This window comes from Calyptranema fuscum S582 (assembly GCF_055793305.1).
In genome coordinates, this window is the sequence record NZ_JBSLYH010000001.1 from 151067 (window position 1) to 169096 (window position 18030).

Annotated in this window: 15 protein-coding genes; 11 read left to right on the plus strand and 4 right to left on the minus strand. The window is 48.2% G+C overall.

What is annotated here, in order from left to right; all coding sequences use genetic code 11:
- The first annotated feature begins 420 nt into the window (after positions 1-420).
- The 9 genes from ACR6Z4_RS00510 (at position 421) to ppsA (ending at position 9712) form a co-directional block, all read left to right on the plus strand.
- Complete coding sequence (locus ACR6Z4_RS00510) at positions 421-1716, plus strand: MFS transporter (protein WP_479715247.1); 1296 nt, start codon at positions 421-423, stop codon at positions 1714-1716.
- A gap of 242 nt (positions 1717-1958) precedes the next feature.
- Positions 1959-3101, plus strand: a complete 1143-nt coding sequence (locus ACR6Z4_RS00515) for an acyltransferase family protein (protein WP_479715248.1) — start codon at positions 1959-1961, stop codon at positions 3099-3101.
- Between the two features lie 30 nt (positions 3102-3131).
- Positions 3132-3641 (plus strand): GNAT family N-acetyltransferase, encoded by a 510-nt coding sequence (locus ACR6Z4_RS00520; protein WP_479715436.1) that lies wholly within the window; start codon positions 3132-3134, stop codon positions 3639-3641.
- Between the two features lie 54 nt (positions 3642-3695).
- Positions 3696-4538, plus strand: a complete 843-nt coding sequence (locus ACR6Z4_RS00525) for a DUF6597 domain-containing transcriptional factor (RefSeq protein WP_479715249.1) — start codon at positions 3696-3698, stop codon at positions 4536-4538.
- Between the two features lie 294 nt (positions 4539-4832).
- On the plus strand, positions 4833-5564 hold the full coding sequence (locus tag ACR6Z4_RS00530; RefSeq protein WP_479715250.1) for a DUF899 family protein: 732 nt from the start codon (positions 4833-4835) through the stop codon (positions 5562-5564).
- 96 nt (positions 5565-5660) lie between these two features.
- Positions 5661-6032, plus strand: coding sequence for a hypothetical protein (locus tag ACR6Z4_RS00535; RefSeq protein WP_479715251.1), 372 nt, complete (start codon positions 5661-5663; stop codon positions 6030-6032).
- A gap of 92 nt (positions 6033-6124) precedes the next feature.
- Positions 6125-6511: a VOC family protein gene (locus ACR6Z4_RS00540; RefSeq protein WP_479715252.1), complete on the plus strand. Its 387-nt coding sequence runs from the start codon at positions 6125-6127 to the stop codon at positions 6509-6511.
- Positions 6512-6524: 13 nt separating this feature from the next.
- Positions 6525-7076 carry a dihydrofolate reductase family protein gene (locus tag ACR6Z4_RS00545; RefSeq protein WP_479715253.1) on the plus strand — a complete coding sequence of 184 codons (552 nt, stop codon included), beginning with the start codon at positions 6525-6527 and terminating at the stop codon, positions 7074-7076.
- On the plus strand, positions 7073-9712 hold the full coding sequence (gene ppsA, locus ACR6Z4_RS00550; protein WP_479715254.1) for a phosphoenolpyruvate synthase: 2640 nt from the start codon (positions 7073-7075) through the stop codon (positions 9710-9712). Before ACR6Z4_RS00545 ends, ppsA begins: the two co-directional genes overlap by 4 nt.
- A gap of 70 nt (positions 9713-9782) precedes the next feature.
- Here ppsA and ACR6Z4_RS00555 read toward each other — a convergent pair whose 3' ends face one another.
- Positions 9783-10052 carry a hypothetical protein gene (locus ACR6Z4_RS00555; protein WP_479715255.1) on the minus strand — a complete coding sequence of 90 codons (270 nt, stop codon included), beginning with the start codon at positions 10050-10052 and terminating at the stop codon, positions 9783-9785.
- 198 nt (positions 10053-10250) lie between these two features.
- A complete protein-coding gene (locus tag ACR6Z4_RS00560) occupies positions 10251-11018 on the minus strand; it encodes an iron-containing redox enzyme family protein (RefSeq protein WP_479715256.1) in 768 nt (255 codons plus the stop codon).
- A gap of 120 nt (positions 11019-11138) precedes the next feature.
- Between ACR6Z4_RS00560 and ACR6Z4_RS00565 the strand changes: the two genes are divergently transcribed.
- Positions 11139-12134, plus strand: coding sequence for a LysR family transcriptional regulator (locus ACR6Z4_RS00565; RefSeq protein ID WP_479715257.1), 996 nt, complete (start codon positions 11139-11141; stop codon positions 12132-12134).
- A 94-nt stretch (positions 12135-12228) separates the two neighbouring features.
- On the opposite strand, the gene ACR6Z4_RS00570 is transcribed toward ACR6Z4_RS00565, so the two are convergent.
- A complete protein-coding gene (locus ACR6Z4_RS00570) occupies positions 12229-13113 on the minus strand; it encodes an aspartoacylase (protein WP_479715258.1) in 885 nt (294 codons plus the stop codon).
- Positions 13114-13211: 98 nt separating this feature from the next.
- Between ACR6Z4_RS00570 and ACR6Z4_RS00575 the strand changes: the two genes are divergently transcribed.
- Positions 13212-14168, plus strand: a complete 957-nt coding sequence (locus ACR6Z4_RS00575) for a LysR family transcriptional regulator (RefSeq protein WP_479715259.1) — start codon at positions 13212-13214, stop codon at positions 14166-14168.
- A 93-nt stretch (positions 14169-14261) separates the two neighbouring features.
- Here ACR6Z4_RS00575 and ACR6Z4_RS00580 read toward each other — a convergent pair whose 3' ends face one another.
- The gene (locus ACR6Z4_RS00580; protein WP_479715260.1) at positions 14262-17726 is read right to left on the minus strand and encodes a PAS domain-containing protein; all 3465 of its coding nucleotides are present in this window, start codon (positions 17724-17726) and stop codon (positions 14262-14264) included.
- Positions 17727-18030 lie beyond the last annotated feature (304 nt).

Genomic DNA, 18030 nt, shown 5'->3' on the forward strand with positions numbered 1-18030 from the left:
AAACGATCGCTACTCTAAAAAAGCTGTATCAGATAGAGGACTCATGATTTTCTACCTCTCTATCCTGACTCCATTGCAAAATCAGAAACCTGACCCTGAGATTCGTGATCCAACACAACCCCTGAAGCAAGGACGACAAGTACGGTATCACCAGTAACCGTGAAAGGCATATACCAGAAACAAGAGCCCATTATTTTCTAGAGCGGCGTTTGCGTACTGAGGAGATTTCCACACAAAAGTTACCCGTGATGTGAATGTTTTGCCTGCTTCGCAGGCAAAACATTCACATCACGGAGGTAATTTCATTACTAGTGTTGCAAACACCAAATTTTGCAACATGGGGGGTTGGGGGCGAAGCCCCCAAGAGGGGGTTTTACCCCCTCCACCCCCTCTAAAATTTTTAAGTTGGTGTAATATTCAATGAACAAAACATTTTATACCATCTTAGCCAACTCACTGGTGGCTGCGCTGACCAACACCTTTGTCTGGTTTGCCGTCACCTTTTGGGTTTTTCTACAAACTCAATCGGTACTGGCAACTTCGGTGATGGCGGGTGTGTATGTGGGGACGGTTGCCCTCTCCGGATTCTTTCTCGGATCGCTGGTCGATCGCTACCGTAAGAAAACGGCGATGTTACTGTCTAGCATCTGTTCTCTCATCTTATACATACTTGCTCAAATCATTTATAGTTCCACGCCACCCGCTGTTTTTACCGATGTATCCAGCATTTCCCTGTGGATTTTTATTGTGCTAACGCTGATGGGAGCGATCGCCGGAAACATCCGCACCATTGCTCTGCCAACCCTCGTCACCCTGCTGATTCCTGAAGCAGAGCGAGACAAAGCCAATGGTCTGGTGGGCACGGCAAATGGTGTGGCATTTCTGGTTGCTTCTATCTTTAGCGGATTGGCTATTGGGTTTCTGGGTGTCTATTGGGTGATGGTGGTTGCGATTGCTTTGATGATTGCGGTCATCCTGCACTTGGTAACTATCTCTATTCCCGAACCAACGATTATTCATACAGACCATCACACCCATCACATCGACATTCGCGGCACGATTCGGGCGATCGCACTTGTCCCCGGATTATTTGGCCTAATTTTCTTTAATTGCTTCAACAATTTCCTGGGTGGGGTCTTCATGTCCCTAATGGATGCCTACGGGTTGTCCTTAGTGTCCGTTCAGGTGTGGGGAATTTTGTGGGGGATTTTAAGCCTGGGATTTATTGTAGGAGGCTTAGTGATTGCGAAACGGGGTTTAGGGGAAAGCCCATTACGAACCCTATTTCTGGCAAACATTGTCATGTGGGTAATTGCCACTGGCTTTACGATTCAAGCCTCTGTTATATCGTTAGCCATTGGAATGTTTATTTATCTCTGTCTGATTCCAGTGGTTGAAGCCGCAGAACAAACTATCCTGCAAGCTGTTATTCCCTTGGAACGACAGGGGCGTGTTTTTGGCTTTGCCCAGAGCATTGAACAAGCGGCATCCCCCCTGACCGCGTTTATGATTGGCCCGATCGCTCAATTTATTTTCATCCCGTTTATGACAACGGGGGCAGGCGTAGATCTGATGGGTGACTGGTTTGGGACGGGAACGGATCGCGGCATTGCGCTGCTATTTACTCTCACTGGGTTGATTGGACTGGTCGTGACCTTGATGGCAATGCGATCGCGCTCCTATCAAAAATTATCCGTGACTTATCAGAAGCATTAGCCATACGCTTCATTCCACTTTTTGACAAAACGGACGATTGGCTTGATTCACTTAAACACTAATAAAGCAGGGATGAAACCATGATTAAGACCTATCAAGGAAGTTCAACATTACGATGGGCGTCATAATAACTGGCAGGTGCAACCCGCTGAAACTCTGCACCTTTGAGAGTATCAGGCAAAGTAGTAAGCCCACTACCTTGATGCCATTCCCCATGTCCCTACATACAGGAAATGTTGGCGATGCAAGGCGATGTAATTGAAAGAAACATTCAAACTTCTCGTCTGTATTTTGTTGACAACTTGCGAATATTTTTGACGCTTCTGGTTATCGCTCATCATGCTGCACAACCCTACGGACCGACCGGAGGCTCATGGTTAATTTTCAATCCAGAACGGGCTGATATTCTGGGGGCATTTTTTGCGACCAATGCGGCTTTCTTCATGGGCTTGTTTTTTCTGATTTCTGGCTACTTTGTGCCAGGTGCTTACGATCGCAAACATGCAAAGCGTTTCCTGCAAGAGCGTTTCTGGCGATTGGGTGTTCCTATTGTGTTCTTCGCTCTATTCATATTTCCTCCAATCTTTTACATTACTCACTCCAGGCAGCTACCGTTTAGTCAATTCTTTTTTGAAGTTTATTTAGGTCAAGGACAAATCCAAGTTGGGCATCTTTGGTTCCTGGTGCATCTGTTATTCTACGCAGCTTGCTATGTTTTATGGCGCAGAGTAACTGTAATGTTCAATCCAGAGCAGCAAGTCAAAGAAGTTCCTAAGCATCGCTCAATCTTGATATATCTCATTGCATTGGCAATTGTGACATTTGCCGTTCGGATTCAATATCCGATCGATACTTGGAAGGGAGTATTGTGGATCATTCCCACAGAAATTGCTCATCTCCCTCAGTACTTAAGTCTTTTCGTGATCGGAATCATGGCGTATCGGCATGATTGGTTTCGTCGAATGCCAACCGAGCGAGGATTCATCTGGTTGGGAATTGGTCTGGGAGCCGCTTTTATGCGGTACGTTTATGCTCTGATGGGAAGGCAATTATTTTCAACTCGGCTGCTGGCAGGTGGAGGCTGGAACTGGCGATCGCTGGTTTGGAGTACCTGGGAAGCGACCATTTGTGTAGGTTTATGTGTCGGCTTGCTCATCTTGTTCCGCGAACGAGTCAATACACAAGGAAAGTTGGGGAAACTATTATCTGAAAATGCATATACAGTTTATTTGATCCATATTTTAATCATTATTGCTATCCAGTTTTTAGTTGCTCCTGTTGCAATTGCTCCTTTACTCAAGTTCGTTCTCATAACCTTAGTTGGGATTCCGCTATGCTTTTTGAGCAGCCATTATCTTCGTAAATTCATCTTCATAAATTTCTGATCGTTAATCTACTAAAACGCCCATGTTGACATTATGAACTTACGACAGGCTAACCTCGCTGATTTAGCAACTCTGCAATATTGGGATGAGCAACCCCATGTGATTGCTTCTGATCCTAATGATGATTGGCACTGGGAGGAGGAACTCGATCGCACCCCAGATTGGCGAGAACAATTGATTGCAGAAATCGACGGTCGGGCGATCGGATTCATTCAAATTATCGATCCGGCACGCGAGGAAAGCCATTACTGGGGAGATGCAGCGGAAAACCTTCGCGCAATTGACATCTGGATTGGCGAGGCAACTGATTTAGGTAAAGGCTACGGCACCCAAATGATGCAGCTTGCCCTCACCCGCTGTTTTGCGAACCCGTTGGTAACGGCTGTCCTCGTTGATCCGTTAGTCAGCAATACTCGTGTTCATCCCTTTTATGAACGACTGGGATTTCGATGTGTGGAGCGTCGCCAGTTTGGAGACGATGATTGCTTTGTCTATCGTCTGAATCGAGAGGATTGGTATTCTGTAGCCTCTGGTGATTAACACTCCGGATAGGGCTACTTCAGCAATGGTAGTGAAAATGCTTCTTTAACCGCTATGATTCATTACACGACGTATCGACCGCGATCGCCCCTCTCACAGTTCGTAGAATTTCTGTGGTTTCGGGAGGGTGAACATCTGCCACAATTCCAGTCGCGCTTGCTGCCGATCGGCTCAATGGAGTTGGTGTTCAACCTGCACGAGGACAGAATTCCACTATTTGATCCGCAGAGTCGAGCAGAGTGTGGCAGCACGAACGGCACCATGATTTGTGGCACCCATTCCGAAGGGTACATTATTCGCATTGACCGCAAGATATCGGTGATGGGTGTCCATTTCAAACCGGGTGGCAGTGCTTCATTCCTGGGGCTGCCTGCCAGAGAATTGTATAACCAGCGAGTTGGGTTGGATGAATTATGGCAGGGACGGGCGGCTGAACTGCGCGATCGCCTGATTGCAGCACCCACCCCAGACCGCCGCTTTTTGATCCTGGAGCAATTTCTGTTGATGATGATGCACTCGTCCGATCGCGCCATCGTTTTACAAAAGCATCGTCATCCTGTAGTTGATTTTGCCTTGGGAGAGTTGAGGCGATCGCCGACTCCTACCGTTCGCGCAGTAGTTGATCAAATCGGGTGCAGTGCCCGCCATTTCAATCAGCTTTTTTGCGATCAGGTGGGGCTAACTCCGAAGCTATTTTGCCGCGTCCGACGGTTGCGGCAAGTTCTGTATCTGATTGCTGGTAAAGGGCAGATTGATTGGGTAGATCTGGCGTTTACCTGTGGCTATTTCGATCAGGCTCATCTGATCCACGATTTTCGATCACTCACCAACTGCACACCCACTGAATATTTAGCACAGCGGGGCTTTCATCCTTGCCATGTGGTTCTGCCCAATTAAAGTCAACTTTTTACAATCCTTTTGCCTGAAAACTGCGTCATATTATTAACCTAGCAACGTAAGAGAATGCTCATGACCTTGTCTAGGTTGGGTTAACGTAGGAAACCCAACATCCCTAATCTAGTTGGGTTTCGCACGGCTCAACCCAACCTACAAGACGTTAGGACGGGGTGCAGGGGTGGAACCCCTGCGTGGGGCAAAGCCCCACATCTCTTGTGTCCTAACTTAAATGCATACAGCTATAAAACTCAATCTGTTGTTGTGCATCGTGACGCGACATGAGGACAAAATAACATGACAGACGAACTTGGAACGCCGAAAGTAGTCGATCGGAGCAGCTTCCAGGCCGAAGTGGACGCATTGCGAATTCGAGAGAAGGCACACATGAAGGAAGGCGACGCCATCGCTGCCTCCCGCCGCCGCCTTCCAATGGTCGAGGTGAATGGCGAGATACCGCTAATCCACGAGCACGGAACGGTGACGCTGTTGGACGCATTTGAGGGCCGCAGAATGCTCATCGCCTACTACTTCATGTGGCATACCGGACACCCAGAGGCGCAGCAGTGCGAGGGTTGCGCCTTATTCACGGCGCAGGTACGCGAGCTGTCCTTCCTGCATTCCCGTGACGTTACCTACGCCACATTCTGCCAAGGCCCGTACAATGAGAGCGCCCGATACCGGGACTTCATGGGCTGGACGATGCCGTGGTACTCGGTTCAGGGGACGTCGCTTGACGCTCTCTTGGATGGTCGCCGGTCGGGCACAATGTATCTCGTTTGCTACTTGCGACAAGGCAATAGAGTCTTTGAGACCTACTGGACGACGAGGCGCGGCGTTGAGGTGATGGGCAACAGCTACCCGCTGCTCGACATGACGGTATACGGACGGCAGGAATGGTGGGAGGATTCGCCGACCGGCTGGCCGAAACCGTGGAAGGATGACGAAGCAGGGAACCCGTTCAGGACTGATGGACGTCCCATCGTCCAGTGGCCTCGGGTAAAGGTGGGGCACTCAGATAACCTGTGAACCAGAAGGCACTGAATTGTGCTTGCCGTTGCTTCAATTTTCCGCCAAGCGCCCAGATCTCAGAGTTGAAACCTCGATGGCATGGAGGACTAGCTCATGAAACTCAAGCTATTGCTTAGTACCACTGCTGTTTATATGGGAGTCCTGGGACTTGGATTTATATTTGCTCCACAGAAAATAGGTGTTGGGGCCGTTCCAGCAGATGCTCCCGCCGCATTGATTGCCTATCTTCGGGTGTTCGGCAGTACCTTTCTGGGAATTGCAGTTCTAAACTGGACGGCTCGCAACGCAGAGCCATCTACAGCCCGTCAGGCGATTATCCTCGGCAACATTGTTGGGTTTAGCGTTGGCCCCGTTGTCGATGTGTGGGGATTGCTCAGCGGCGCACGACCGTTGGCGGCGGTGTTTGCTTTCATTCATCTGCTCATTGCGTCGGCCTTCGCCTGGAAATTGAGACGCGTGAACTGAAGTACTTCATTGCCTGTACGGTCGATCGCTTTAGTGTCTGCCCAGACGATGCCTGTGACTTTTTTCTAACGGAAATGGAGAAATAATTATCTATGCAAATTACCGCTTCAGCGATTTCACTCAACGTTGATGATGTCACCGCGTCGGCTGAGTTCGTCAAACAACACTTTGGCTTTACGGAAGAGATGTCAGCCGAGGGTTTTGCATCACTCTCTCGACCCGATGCAGGATTTAATTTAATCTTTCTGCAAACTGGGCTGAAAAGCTTTAAGCCAGACCATCTAAGGGGTCACCGGGCGGATGGTTTGCTCGTTGTTTTTGTTGTGAATGACATCGATCGCGAGTATGCCCGCTTGCAATCTGAAGGAGTCACAATTACAACTCCGATTGAGACGGAACCTTGGGGTGAGCGATTCTTCCAAGTGACCGATCCAAACGGGGTTGTGCTGCAACTGGTGGAATGGATCACTACTTCTTGAGGAGGTGCAGGTCATGAAAACTCAGTATTTCACAGCGACCAGTCTGGATGGATTTATTGCAACCGAAGATGACTCACTGGAATGGCTATTTCCACTTGGCGATCTAAATCACTCTAGCTATCCAGAGTTCATTGCAAATGTCGGTGCGCTGGCAATGGGGTCTGGCACCTATGAGTGGATGCTCCACAATGCAGAAGCGGTCACTGCCGAGGTCGGCTCACCGTGGCCCTATACCCAACCAGCCTGGATAGTCTCCAGTCGCACCCTGCCGCTGATTGAAGGTGCGAATCTACATTTTGTCAAAGGCGATGTGCGCGATATTCATGCTGAAATGCGAATTGCCGCAGGTGATCAGAATATCTGGATTGTCGGGGGAGGAGATCTCGCAGGTCAGTTCTATGATGCAGGTCTTTTAGACGAACTGATCATCCAAGTTGGGTCGGTCACGCTTGGCAAAGGTAAGCCGCTATTTCCTCGTCAGGTGCTGAGTCCACATCTGTGCTTAATGTCTGTCCAGCAGATGGGGAGCGGCATGGTCGAATTGCGCTACGAGGTGCGTAAATGAGTTCATTTGTGTTTGGTTTTCAAGAGATTGATCAAACAAAACTCACCATTGTTGGGGGCAAAGGCGCAAACCTGGGCGAACTCTTCAAAATTGAAGGAATACGCGTACCCGATGGCTTTTGTATTTCTACAGATGCCTTTCAACGAATCATTCAGAAAACACCATCGATTCACGACTTACTGGATCAGTTATCGCTTCTGACAGTAGATGACCGAGAGCAAATTCGTGAAATAAGTGGTGAGACTCGTAGAGTCATCGAAGAAATAGTCATCCCTGAAGATATGTGTGAGGCGATCGCCCACTTTCTCTCCAAACTTGGAGAAGAAACCGCCTATGCAATCCGATCCAGCGCAACAGCCGAGGACTTACCGACGGCATCTTTTGCAGGGCAGCAAGATACCTATTTGAATATCATCGGCAAGGACGCAATTCTAAAGCACATCAGCAAGTGCTGGGCATCGCTATTCACCGAGAGGGCCGTCATTTACCGTTTGCAAAACGGCTTCGACCACCGTAACGTCTATCTGGCTGTGGTGGTTCAGACGATGATCGTTCCGCAGGCAGCAGGAATTTTATTTACTGCCGATCCGGTCACGGGGAATCGAAACGTAGCATCCATTGATGCCAGCTTCGGACTGGGTGAGGCATTGGTCTCCGGACGGGTGAATGCCGATAACTACAAAGTGCGTAACGGCAAAGTGATCGATCAGAAGATATCCAACAAAAAACTGGCAATATATGCGCTAAAAGAGGGCGGCACACAAGAACAGGAGATAGAGCCTGAGCAGCAACATAAACAAGTGCTAACCAATGATCAGATCGTGCAGCTGGAGCGTATCGGCAGAACGATCGAAGATCATTTCAGACATCCACAAGATATCGAATGGTGTTTGGTGGATGACATGTTTTATGTGGTTCAGAGTAGACCCATCACCACTCTATACCCGATCCCTGAAGCGAATGATGGGAAAAATCACGTCTATGTCTCGGTGGGTCATCAACAAATGATGACTGACCCCATGAAACCCTTGGGCTTATCGTTATGGCAGCTAACCGCCGCTCGACCCATGTATCAAGCGGGAGGACGGTTGTTTGTCGATGTCGCACCTGATCTGGCTTCTCCTGCCGGACGAGAGCGTCTAGTCAATGTTTTGGGCAAATCCGATCCGCTCATACGAGCCGCACTAACGACCATTTTAGAGCGAGGAGATTTTATCAAATTAGAGCCAAGCGAGAACACAGAATCGGGTTCCAGTCAGAGCAATCAAGGTACGCCCCCGCCAAACTATCAAGCACAACTCGAAAACGATCCGGCGATCGTTTCTGAGTTGATTCAGGACAGCCAAGCATTGATTGCAACGTTGACACATGACATCCAGGCGAAGTCAGGTGTGGATCTGATAGACTTCATCCTGGAAGACAGACTGAAGCTGACGCAGCAGTTATCGTATCCAAAAAGTTTTGGCGCGATCATGACGGGTATGAACGCTGCATCATGGATCAATGAAAAAATGATGGAGTGGTTGGGTGAGAAAAATGTAGCAGACACACTCTCTCTGTCTGCACCCAACAATATTACGTCGGAAATGGGGCTGGAGTTATTGGATGTTGCAGATGTGATTCGTCCTTATCCAGCAGTCATTCATTATTTGCAGCACGTAAAAGAGGAGCGCTTTCTGGACGAACTGGTTAAGTTTGAGGGTGGACAGGAAACCCGAGACGCTATCTGTGCTTATCTTGCCAAGTATGGGATGCGGTGTGCCGGAGAAATCGATATTACGAGACCTCGTTGGAGCGAAAAACCAACGACACTGGTTCCGATGATTCTCAATAACATCAGAAACTTTGAACCGGGTGAACGCGATCGCAAATTTGAGCAAGGGCAACAGGACGCGCTGAAGAAAGAACAAGAGTTGTTGGAACGATTAAAGCAATTACCGGATGGTGAACAAAAGGCTGAGGAGACAAAGCAAAAGATCAGCCTGCTCCGCAATTTTATCGGTTATCGTGAATATCCAAAATACGGCATCGTGAGTCGCTACTTCGTCTATAAGAAAGCTTTACTGAGAGAAGCTGAACAACTCGTACAAGCCAATGTGATTCACGACAAAGAAGATATCTACTATCTCACATTTGAAGAATTGCGCGACGTTGTATGCACCCATCAAGTAGATTACTCAATCATCAACACACGCAAAGATGAGTACAGACACTATGAAAAACTAACGCCGCCACGGGTGATCACGTCTGACGGTGAAATCATTTCAGGTCAGTACAATCGAGAGAATCTACCAGTTGATGCGCAAGCTTCGCTTCACGTAGTGCTCGCAGGTCTACCTGTTTCTGCCGGAGTGATAGAGGGACGCGCACGGGTTATCCTCAACATGGAAGAGGCAGATCTGGAAGAGGGAGATATATTAGTCACCCCCTTTACTGACCCTAGCTGGACGCCCTTGTTTGTCTCCATAAAAGGTTTGGTCACCGAAGTCGGTGGACTGATGACCCACGGAGCCGTGATCGCCCGCGAATATGGCTTACCTGCCGTGGTCGGTGTAGATCAGGCGACCAAACAGATCAAAGACGGACAACGAATTCGCGTGCATGGCACAGAAGGATATGTCGAAATCCTACAGTAGGCGTGAGAACCGCTCTCTAAGCAGTTTTCACAAAAATAACGTTTCTGTACTTGACGAATTTGCACAGGCTTTAACGACTTCCCAATAACGATTGGTTTTCTGACTGAATGACTGGTGTTAATCTATCATCTCTTTGTTCAGGTCTAGACCCCTGATAAAATGGGACAACCGGATCGGTATGGGGTGCGTAATGACATGCCCGTTGCTCTGCTCCTTCAAAATCATCAGCATGGATCTGTAGAACTTGATCCGCTCTCGTCTTGGCAATTCCTGATTGAATCAATATGACTGAAACAATTGACATTGTTGCGCTACAAAAAACTAGAAGCTGCTTTTTCATAACAGTGTTGAGAAGTGGGGGCGGCTCTTGCGCTTTAGTGGAATTAAACCACAAGCAATCAATGTTGAAAACAACATGATTGTCAATCTAAAATGACTTTGGCGTTATAGTATTGTTTTGCTGAAAATTTTTTCAACCTTTCCTGAAACAGGTCTAACGTGTTCAAATCAGTACTATTGATATAAACGAAACAGCACTTTAATGACCACTCAATTGAGACTCATAGTCCTGCAACAAATCATCGAAATATTGCACATGGCGATCGATGCCACGCTCAACGGCTGTGATGACGCTGGTCAGTTTGCCTGAATCTTTAGTGTAGCGAGTCAGCACTGGACGAATGGCATCCTGGAAATGATCTGCTTCTACTTCTGCATGTAAGCTCAGCCAGGTTGGATACTTCATCGCACGAATGTCAAAGTAAAACTGGAGAATTTGGACATTACGAACCGATACACATAGTTCTCGACCACTCAGTGCAGCTAAGGCTTCATAGAAGTTTTCAGACCCATAGCCAAATTCGTCAAAAAAGCAGCGTTTATAGGATGCAGTTGCAGCGCTGCATGGGGCAGCAATAATTTCACTATCGCTCAAGCCAAGTTCATGCAGAAACTCTATGTACATCTCATTGTGCCCGTCTTGTAGATCGGTGAAGATGTGATCAGCTAACGATAGAATGGCGGCTTCTTGATCGGGGTCAGTGCAGCTTTCTGCTTTCACGATGCACAACCCAAACCACTGATGCAGTTGATCTCGCCAGTGACGATATTGCAAAAAAGCATATTGCATCATGGCTGGAGTTAGATTTCCTGCTTTGAGTAAGCCGAAGAAACGACTCCGATCGAGCGCTGTTTGACAGTAGGCGATCGCTCTAGCCGTGATTGCTGATTCTTGCGCCTGCACTTTAGAAGAGTGCTGAGCATGCCGCATCAGACGGCTAGATGTTGAAGCACTGGTAATGTTCATAAAACGACTCTTGATTGCGAAGTAAAAATTTCTAAACGTCAGCTTAAAGGATGAATACTATTCCTAGTAAGGGGATCTGAGATATATTAGAATGACATTTTGGTTATACTAATTTTAACTATGCCCTTTCCCTCTTGGAGCCAGCTTGAGATGCGGCAACTCCAGTATTTTATGGAGTTGATTGCTGAAGCAGGGGATAAAAAAAGCTTTAGCAAAGCGGCTGAACGCCTGGATGTTGAGCAATCCTATCTCAGTAAAACGATTGCAGCTTTAGAAGAAACACTGGGTGTAAAGCTGTTTGATCGAACCCGTCGTCCGCCTGTCTTAACAGCAGCGGGTAAGGCGTTTTTGGGTGAACTTGAGGTTGCTGTGGCTGCACTGGAACGGGCTGTAAGGCGATCGCAAGAAGCAAGCCGGGGTGAAATTGGTAAGTTGGTAGTAGTAGTCAATACTGCGATCGCCAATAGTTTACTGCCAAATATTCTGGCAAACTTTCGAGGTCGGTATCCCCATGTGAGACTGGAGCTACAGTCCATGACGATTGAGTCGATGATACAAGGGTTACGAGATGGTTCAATCGATGTTGGCTTCGAACATCTCCCTAACCCGTATGCAAGTGATCCCAATCTCAACTTTTTACCCATCTTGCAAGAGAGTTTTGTGGTTGCGCTGCCAGAACATCATCCTCTTGCGGCGCGATCGCACATTCCCCTGCAAGCACTCAAGCAAGAGACTCTAATTTTGCCTCCTATCGATGCTTCTCCATCTTATGAAGTCGTGCTATCTCAATTTGAACAACTGGAGTTCAAGCCTGCTTTGCTTGAAACGGTCAAAGCAACCTGGATGGTGACAAATCTTAGCTTAGTGGCAGCAGGCGTAGGCATATCAATTTTGCCAGACAATATTCAAACGCTCCAACGTCAAGGAGTGGTATATCGCAAGCTACAAGATGTTCCGCTGCTGCGTCACATTGCATTGGTATGGCGACGAACTGATCTTCACGATCTATCCCAACCAGCCCCTACCGATTCGGTCTTGCTGCGTCAATTTCTTAAGGTGGTTCAAGCAGCAGCAGACAATGAGAAATGTGTTGAACAGCGTTTTGCGCTTGAGTAAGCCGTAGTTATTTTTGTGGAAGCCTTGGGTGCGCAAGCGCAGCTCGCGCACCCCAAAATCATTACCTCGATACTGCTATTGAAACAGTAACCTTTTACTTCAAACTGATCAGTTCTTTTTGGGTCAGGCACAATGCAATTCCCTTTTCGTAGTAAGCCGCTTCATTAATAAACATGGGATATACGATCGCTGTCCCTTCATAAGCCATCGGTTCTCCATCAAATGTTAAAAACATGGGGTCGCCGGGGTGAAGCGGCTGATAATCTTTGGCCTGAAGATTGGGATGAATCATGGCTTGAATGTCTCCATGCTCGTCTCTGGGATAGTCGATCGCTTCTGTATAGCGGTACAACGTCAATGGGTGATTTGGGTGTGAAATTCTGTTTTGGTTATAGTGTTCCAGATAATTCAAAATCGTATAAATTAGAGCTTCTGTTTTCAAGAAGAGGTCAGCATCTATAACACCTTGGGCGACGGGTCCTACTTCAAGGCAAAACCCAAATCTGGCGAGCGATCGCAATGAATCTCGGTGGCGTCCTGAACGCGCGGTACTATGAACATTGATGGCTGGATTGATGTGCTGAAGATAGGCTGCTAACGGCAATGTAACGGGATCTTCGTGATCGATGATTAACGTCAAACCCATATTGGCAGTGGTGCTATGCAAATCTACAATTACATCTACAGGCTCACGGCTGTAAGGTCCAATCATCTGATCAATATGCTTTGCTTGCACATCTTCATAGGTGGTCAAACTCTTATTTTGTAGGCGATCGCGCTCAAAGCTGCGATTCAAATCTCTATCGACGTAACGCACTTTAGCTGCAATTGCTTGCGGGTTTCCGAGCAACAGTTGCGTGGAGAAACTGTCGCGTTGAATCAGCTCAGGACGCTGGCTGAACTTTTTGATGAGCTGCACCCCAATCATTTCATTCCCATGAGTCCCGCCGACAAGTACTACACGATTTACCTTGTCCATACATGTTGTAATAATTTACTACCTCAAAGTCATTAAACTACGTTTTAATCATGTTATAATCAGCATAGTCATCAACTTAACATGATTAAATCATCATAATGTCACTCCCGCCACGTTCTTTTGGTTCTCAGGATGACTCAAATTGGGATGAATTAGATTTTCGGCACCTTAAGTTTGCTGTCATGGTCGCCGAAAAGCAGAGCTTCACTCATGCTGCCGACCATCTACAGGTCGATCAAGGATTATTGAGCAGGCAGATCAAATGGTTAGAAGGAAAAGTAGGGTTTAAGTTGTTTGATCGAACGCAACGCCCATTGGTCTTAACGGAGGCTGGACAAAAGTTTTTAAATGAAGCACGATTTATTCTAAGCCAAACCGAACAAGCCATCGAACAAGCTCAGCAAATCAATCGTGGTGAACGGGGACGGTTGACGATTGGAATTAATACCTCTATTGCAAACAGTAAGCTACCCGATATCCTCAAAGTATTTTACAGGCAGTATCCCAATGTGATGCTCACGCTTCAGGAACTGGCTTCCTATGACCAGATCGAGAAACTGAAAAAGCAACAACTGGACGTAGGCTTTTTTCATTCACATAATTTACGCAGACTTGAAAACAGCGATGAGAATGTAGCCTTAGCCTCTAAAACAGTGCTTAAAGAGCCTCTAGTTCTGGTTTTGCCCGAAACTCACCGACTTGCCAAGCGGTCTGACAGTATTTCTTTGGCTGTCTTATCCAACGAACAATTTATTTTGCCGCCTACCAACTTACTCTACGGTTTACGAGACCAGATCGATCGGTTGTGCATGGAGGCAGGGTTCAAGCCAAACGTTAGACAAGAAGCTGCCTGGATATCAACAGTTTTGAGCCTTGTTGCAGGGGGTGTCGGAATTTCTATTCTGCCAGCGAATGTTCAAACACTTAGACGTACTGATGTGATCTATCGCGCGATCAAAGGGGAAGTCCCAATCTTAGAAATTGCAGCTATCTGGCGACGGGACAACCATTCAACCGCATTGAGCAACTTCCTCTCCATCCTGGATGCTGTTTAATCGACAGTTTCAACGATGAAGCACTGCCGAAACCTTCCCTATGGTGAAGTGCAAGCCCCTGGGCTGCTATATGATGTCATGGCAGCAAGGGGATTAACTGCTCAACTCTTTTTGAGTTTCTAACAGTTTGACAATGACGGTCAGCAGTTGAATCGGTTCGATCGGTTTCGGGATATGCATATGAAAACCAGCTGATAATGCTTCCAGGCGATCGCCCTCGCGTGCATAAGCGGTCAGTGCGGCAGCAGGAGTGTCTCCACCCTGTTCTGGTGGCAGCGATCGAATCCGACGAATTAATGTGAACCCATCTTCATCGGGCATTCCAATATCACTCAGCAGAATGTCGGGTTTATAAGTTTGCAGAAGTGTCCAGGCTTCCGAGGCAGAGGCAGCACTGATCACCCTTGCACCATACTGCTCTAAAGCTACCTGCAAAAATTCGCGTGTATCTCTCTCGTCATCCACAATCAACACATGAATGTTGGATAGATCGAGCACTGTATCGGTTGTTGTTTGACGATGCAGACCTTGAAGGCTAGCGGGTTGGTTGGGTAGAGCAGACGGCAGGAGCGGGAACTGAACGGTAAACGTCGTACCCTGCCCTTCTCCAGCGCTATCCACGTGAATGGTACCGCCATGCAACTCGACTAAATTTCGCACGATCGCCAGTCCCAACCCCAAACCGCCCTGGGTTCGGGTCGTTGTGGCATCTTCCTGCCGAAATCGTTCGAAGATATAGGGCAAAAAGTCCGAAGAGATGCCTTTGCCCGAATCAATCACTTGGATTTGAGCCATGGAGTGAGTTGCTTGAACCCGTACTTCAATCTGTCCATCGGTCGGCGTAAATTTGACGGCATTGGAGAGCAAATTCCAGACGATTTGCTGCAATCGTTCTGGATCACCTGAAACCAAATCTACATCTGGCATGGCATGAAATGAGAGGGCAATGGATTTTGCTGTCGCTGCCGGACGGATGGTATCGATCGCCGCTTTAACGCTAGGACTGAGATAGGTTGGGCGTAAGTTCAGCCGAATCTTACCGCGAATAATGCGGGAGATATCAAGCAGGTCTTCAATCAATTGCGTTTGTGCTTGGGCATTACGCTCGATCGACGCCAGGGCTTGTTCTGTCTTCTGGGGGTCAAAGGTACGGGTACGAAGCAGCCGCGACCAACCCAAAATGGCATTGAGGGGCGATCGCAACTCATGAGAAACGACGGCTAGAAACTCGTCTTTCATGCGGTTCGCTCGTTCCAATTCTGTGCGAGCTGCCCGTTCTCGCTCTAACGCCTGTGCCCGTTCTTCAATCAGTAGTTTCTGGTCGTGAATATCCGTTGAAGAACCAAACCATTTCACCAGTTCGCCACTCTGATTATGGAACGGTAATGCCTGGGCAAGATGCCAGCGATAGTCTCCGTCACTTGCCCGACGCAGGCGCAGTTCTGCGGTGAACATTTCGCCGGTTTGACAGGCTGCCGTAAATGCCCGAATCGTGTTGGGCAAGTCATCAGGATGCACCATTTGCTGCCAACCCTCCCCATGCATCTGTTCCAGGGTCAAACCACTATAGTCACACAACCGCTGATTGCAATAGTCGTGGTGGCTATTCTGGTCAACTACCCAGAACAGTTGGGGCATTGTATCTGCCAGGGTGCGAAACATGGATTCACTCTCGCGCAATGCCGCTTCGGTCTGTTTGCGTTCGTGTTCGACGCGCACGCGATCGGTGATGTCAAACAACATACCTAACATCCGAGTCGGTTGCCCGCTGCTGTCGTAATGGAAGCGCCCATAGGACGATACCCAATGAATGCTGCCATCCGCCCAAACCACGCGATAATCACAGGCATACTCTCGCTTTTCTTCCATTGCCTGTTGCGCGATCGCTTGAGCGGTGGCGAGATCGTCTGGATGGACGCGATCGCACCATTCCTGATAGGTTCGGTTGGGCATTCCTGGCTCATAGCCAAAAATCATTTCGTGGTAAGGTGTCCAAACCACCTCACTACTATTCACATCCCAATCCCAGGAACCCATGCGAGCCGCATCCAGCGCTAGTTCTAAGCGTTCCTGACTCTCTCGCAGCGCCACTTCGATCCGCTTGCGATCGGTAATATCTACAAAGGCACCAATCACCCCACGAATGGATCCCGATTCATACCGCACGGGAACCGCTTTGCCATACAGGAAGCAAATATCGCCATCTTCAAAGACAAACTCGAATTCACCGGAAACCGATTGCCCGATGCGGCCTGCTTGCTGCATGGGCAACTCTTCTGACGCAATATCCTGACCGTTATGTTGAATCTTAAACTGGAACGGATATTCACCGTCTGCGGGTGTTGCCGTCATCACAGAACCGGGCGATCGCCGCATCATCTCGTAAGCCGCCTGATTGGGTGTGACGTGATGGCAATGAGGATCGTGGGAGATCCAGACGCCGATCGGAACTGCTTCCATAAACGCTTCCAGTTCTGCGGCTTTAGCTCGTGCGGTGGCTTCACTCTGCTGGAGAGCTGCCTCTGCCCGTTTGCGCCCGGTGATATCCGTGGTGCTGCCCACAACCCGCACAGCTTTACCCATTGCATTGCGGACAATCAAGCCCTGATCATGCACATCAACATACTCGCCCTCATGATTGCGAACTCGGTATTCTAAACTGTAGCGTTCGTCCTGCTGGAGTGCCTTCAGGAATTGTTGGGTGATGGGTTCGATATCGTCTGGATGAATCCGGCTGAGCCACCAATCGCTATTGGCGGTCATCGTTTCTGAAGGAAACCCAAACAAATTACAGGTGCCTTCGCTGCGCTCGACTTTATCGCGTTCCAAATCCCATTCATAAACGATCGCATTAATCGCAGACATGGCTAAACGAAACCGCTCATTGGCTTGCGCTAATGCCTGTTCGGTCTGTTTCCGCTCGGTCACATCTACCCCAATGCCCCACGTTGTCCATCCTGGAACTGGAAACTTTGCCGCAACGTTAGACCAGGCAATCGTCCGCACACTGCCATCTTTGCAGGTGAGATCCCACTCCCAATTGCGATAGTCATCGCCCCGTGCTTGCCATTGAGCAATTTGTTGTTGGAGATACTGGGCATTGGGATAGAGTTGCTCCATAATGCCTGCATTGCCAATTACCTCTGCTGCCGAATAGCCCGTTACCCGCTCGCATTCCTGATTCCATGCACTGATGTTGCCCATAGCATCGAAGGCTACAAAGAGCACAGGCATCTTTTCCGGGACAAAGCGGAATCGGTCTTCATTATTTTGCAATTGCCGGTTGCTCTCAGAAAGCAACTGCTTGAGGGTTTTTACCTTCTGATTGAGGTCAGCAGATAAGGGCGAATGGCTTAATGGGTCGGCTAAGCGGCGAATTGTAGCAATCAGCCCAAACAAGCCAAACCCTGCGATCGCTCCAACGAGAACAGCGACTCTGGCTTCAACCGAGGCAAAACATTCAAACTTAACGAATTGGAATAAGGCGAGGAGTCCTACACCATAGGATAGCAGCGTCAAAAAACTCATCAACAGGGCAAAGCGGCGGCTTTGAGACATAGTTAATTCTTACGTTCAAGCAAAATACCAGAAAGCCTCAGTCAGGATGCCGAATTCAATGAAACCCGGACGCTTACTTTTGTTAACGTGGCGCGCTGACAAAAATAAGTCTTCAGTTTTATTAAATCCATGATCCTCAAGAAAACGAAGGTTTGGGTTACTTTATGCCTTTTGGTAGAGTCTTAGCACCTACCTCAAGGGAGAAATCAGCCAGTTTCCTCCTCCTTAAGAATGAATCTTGAGTCGTCCTCAAACAGGAATGATTTTTTGTGGCGCGGGCGTTGCCCGCGCCACAAAAAATCAC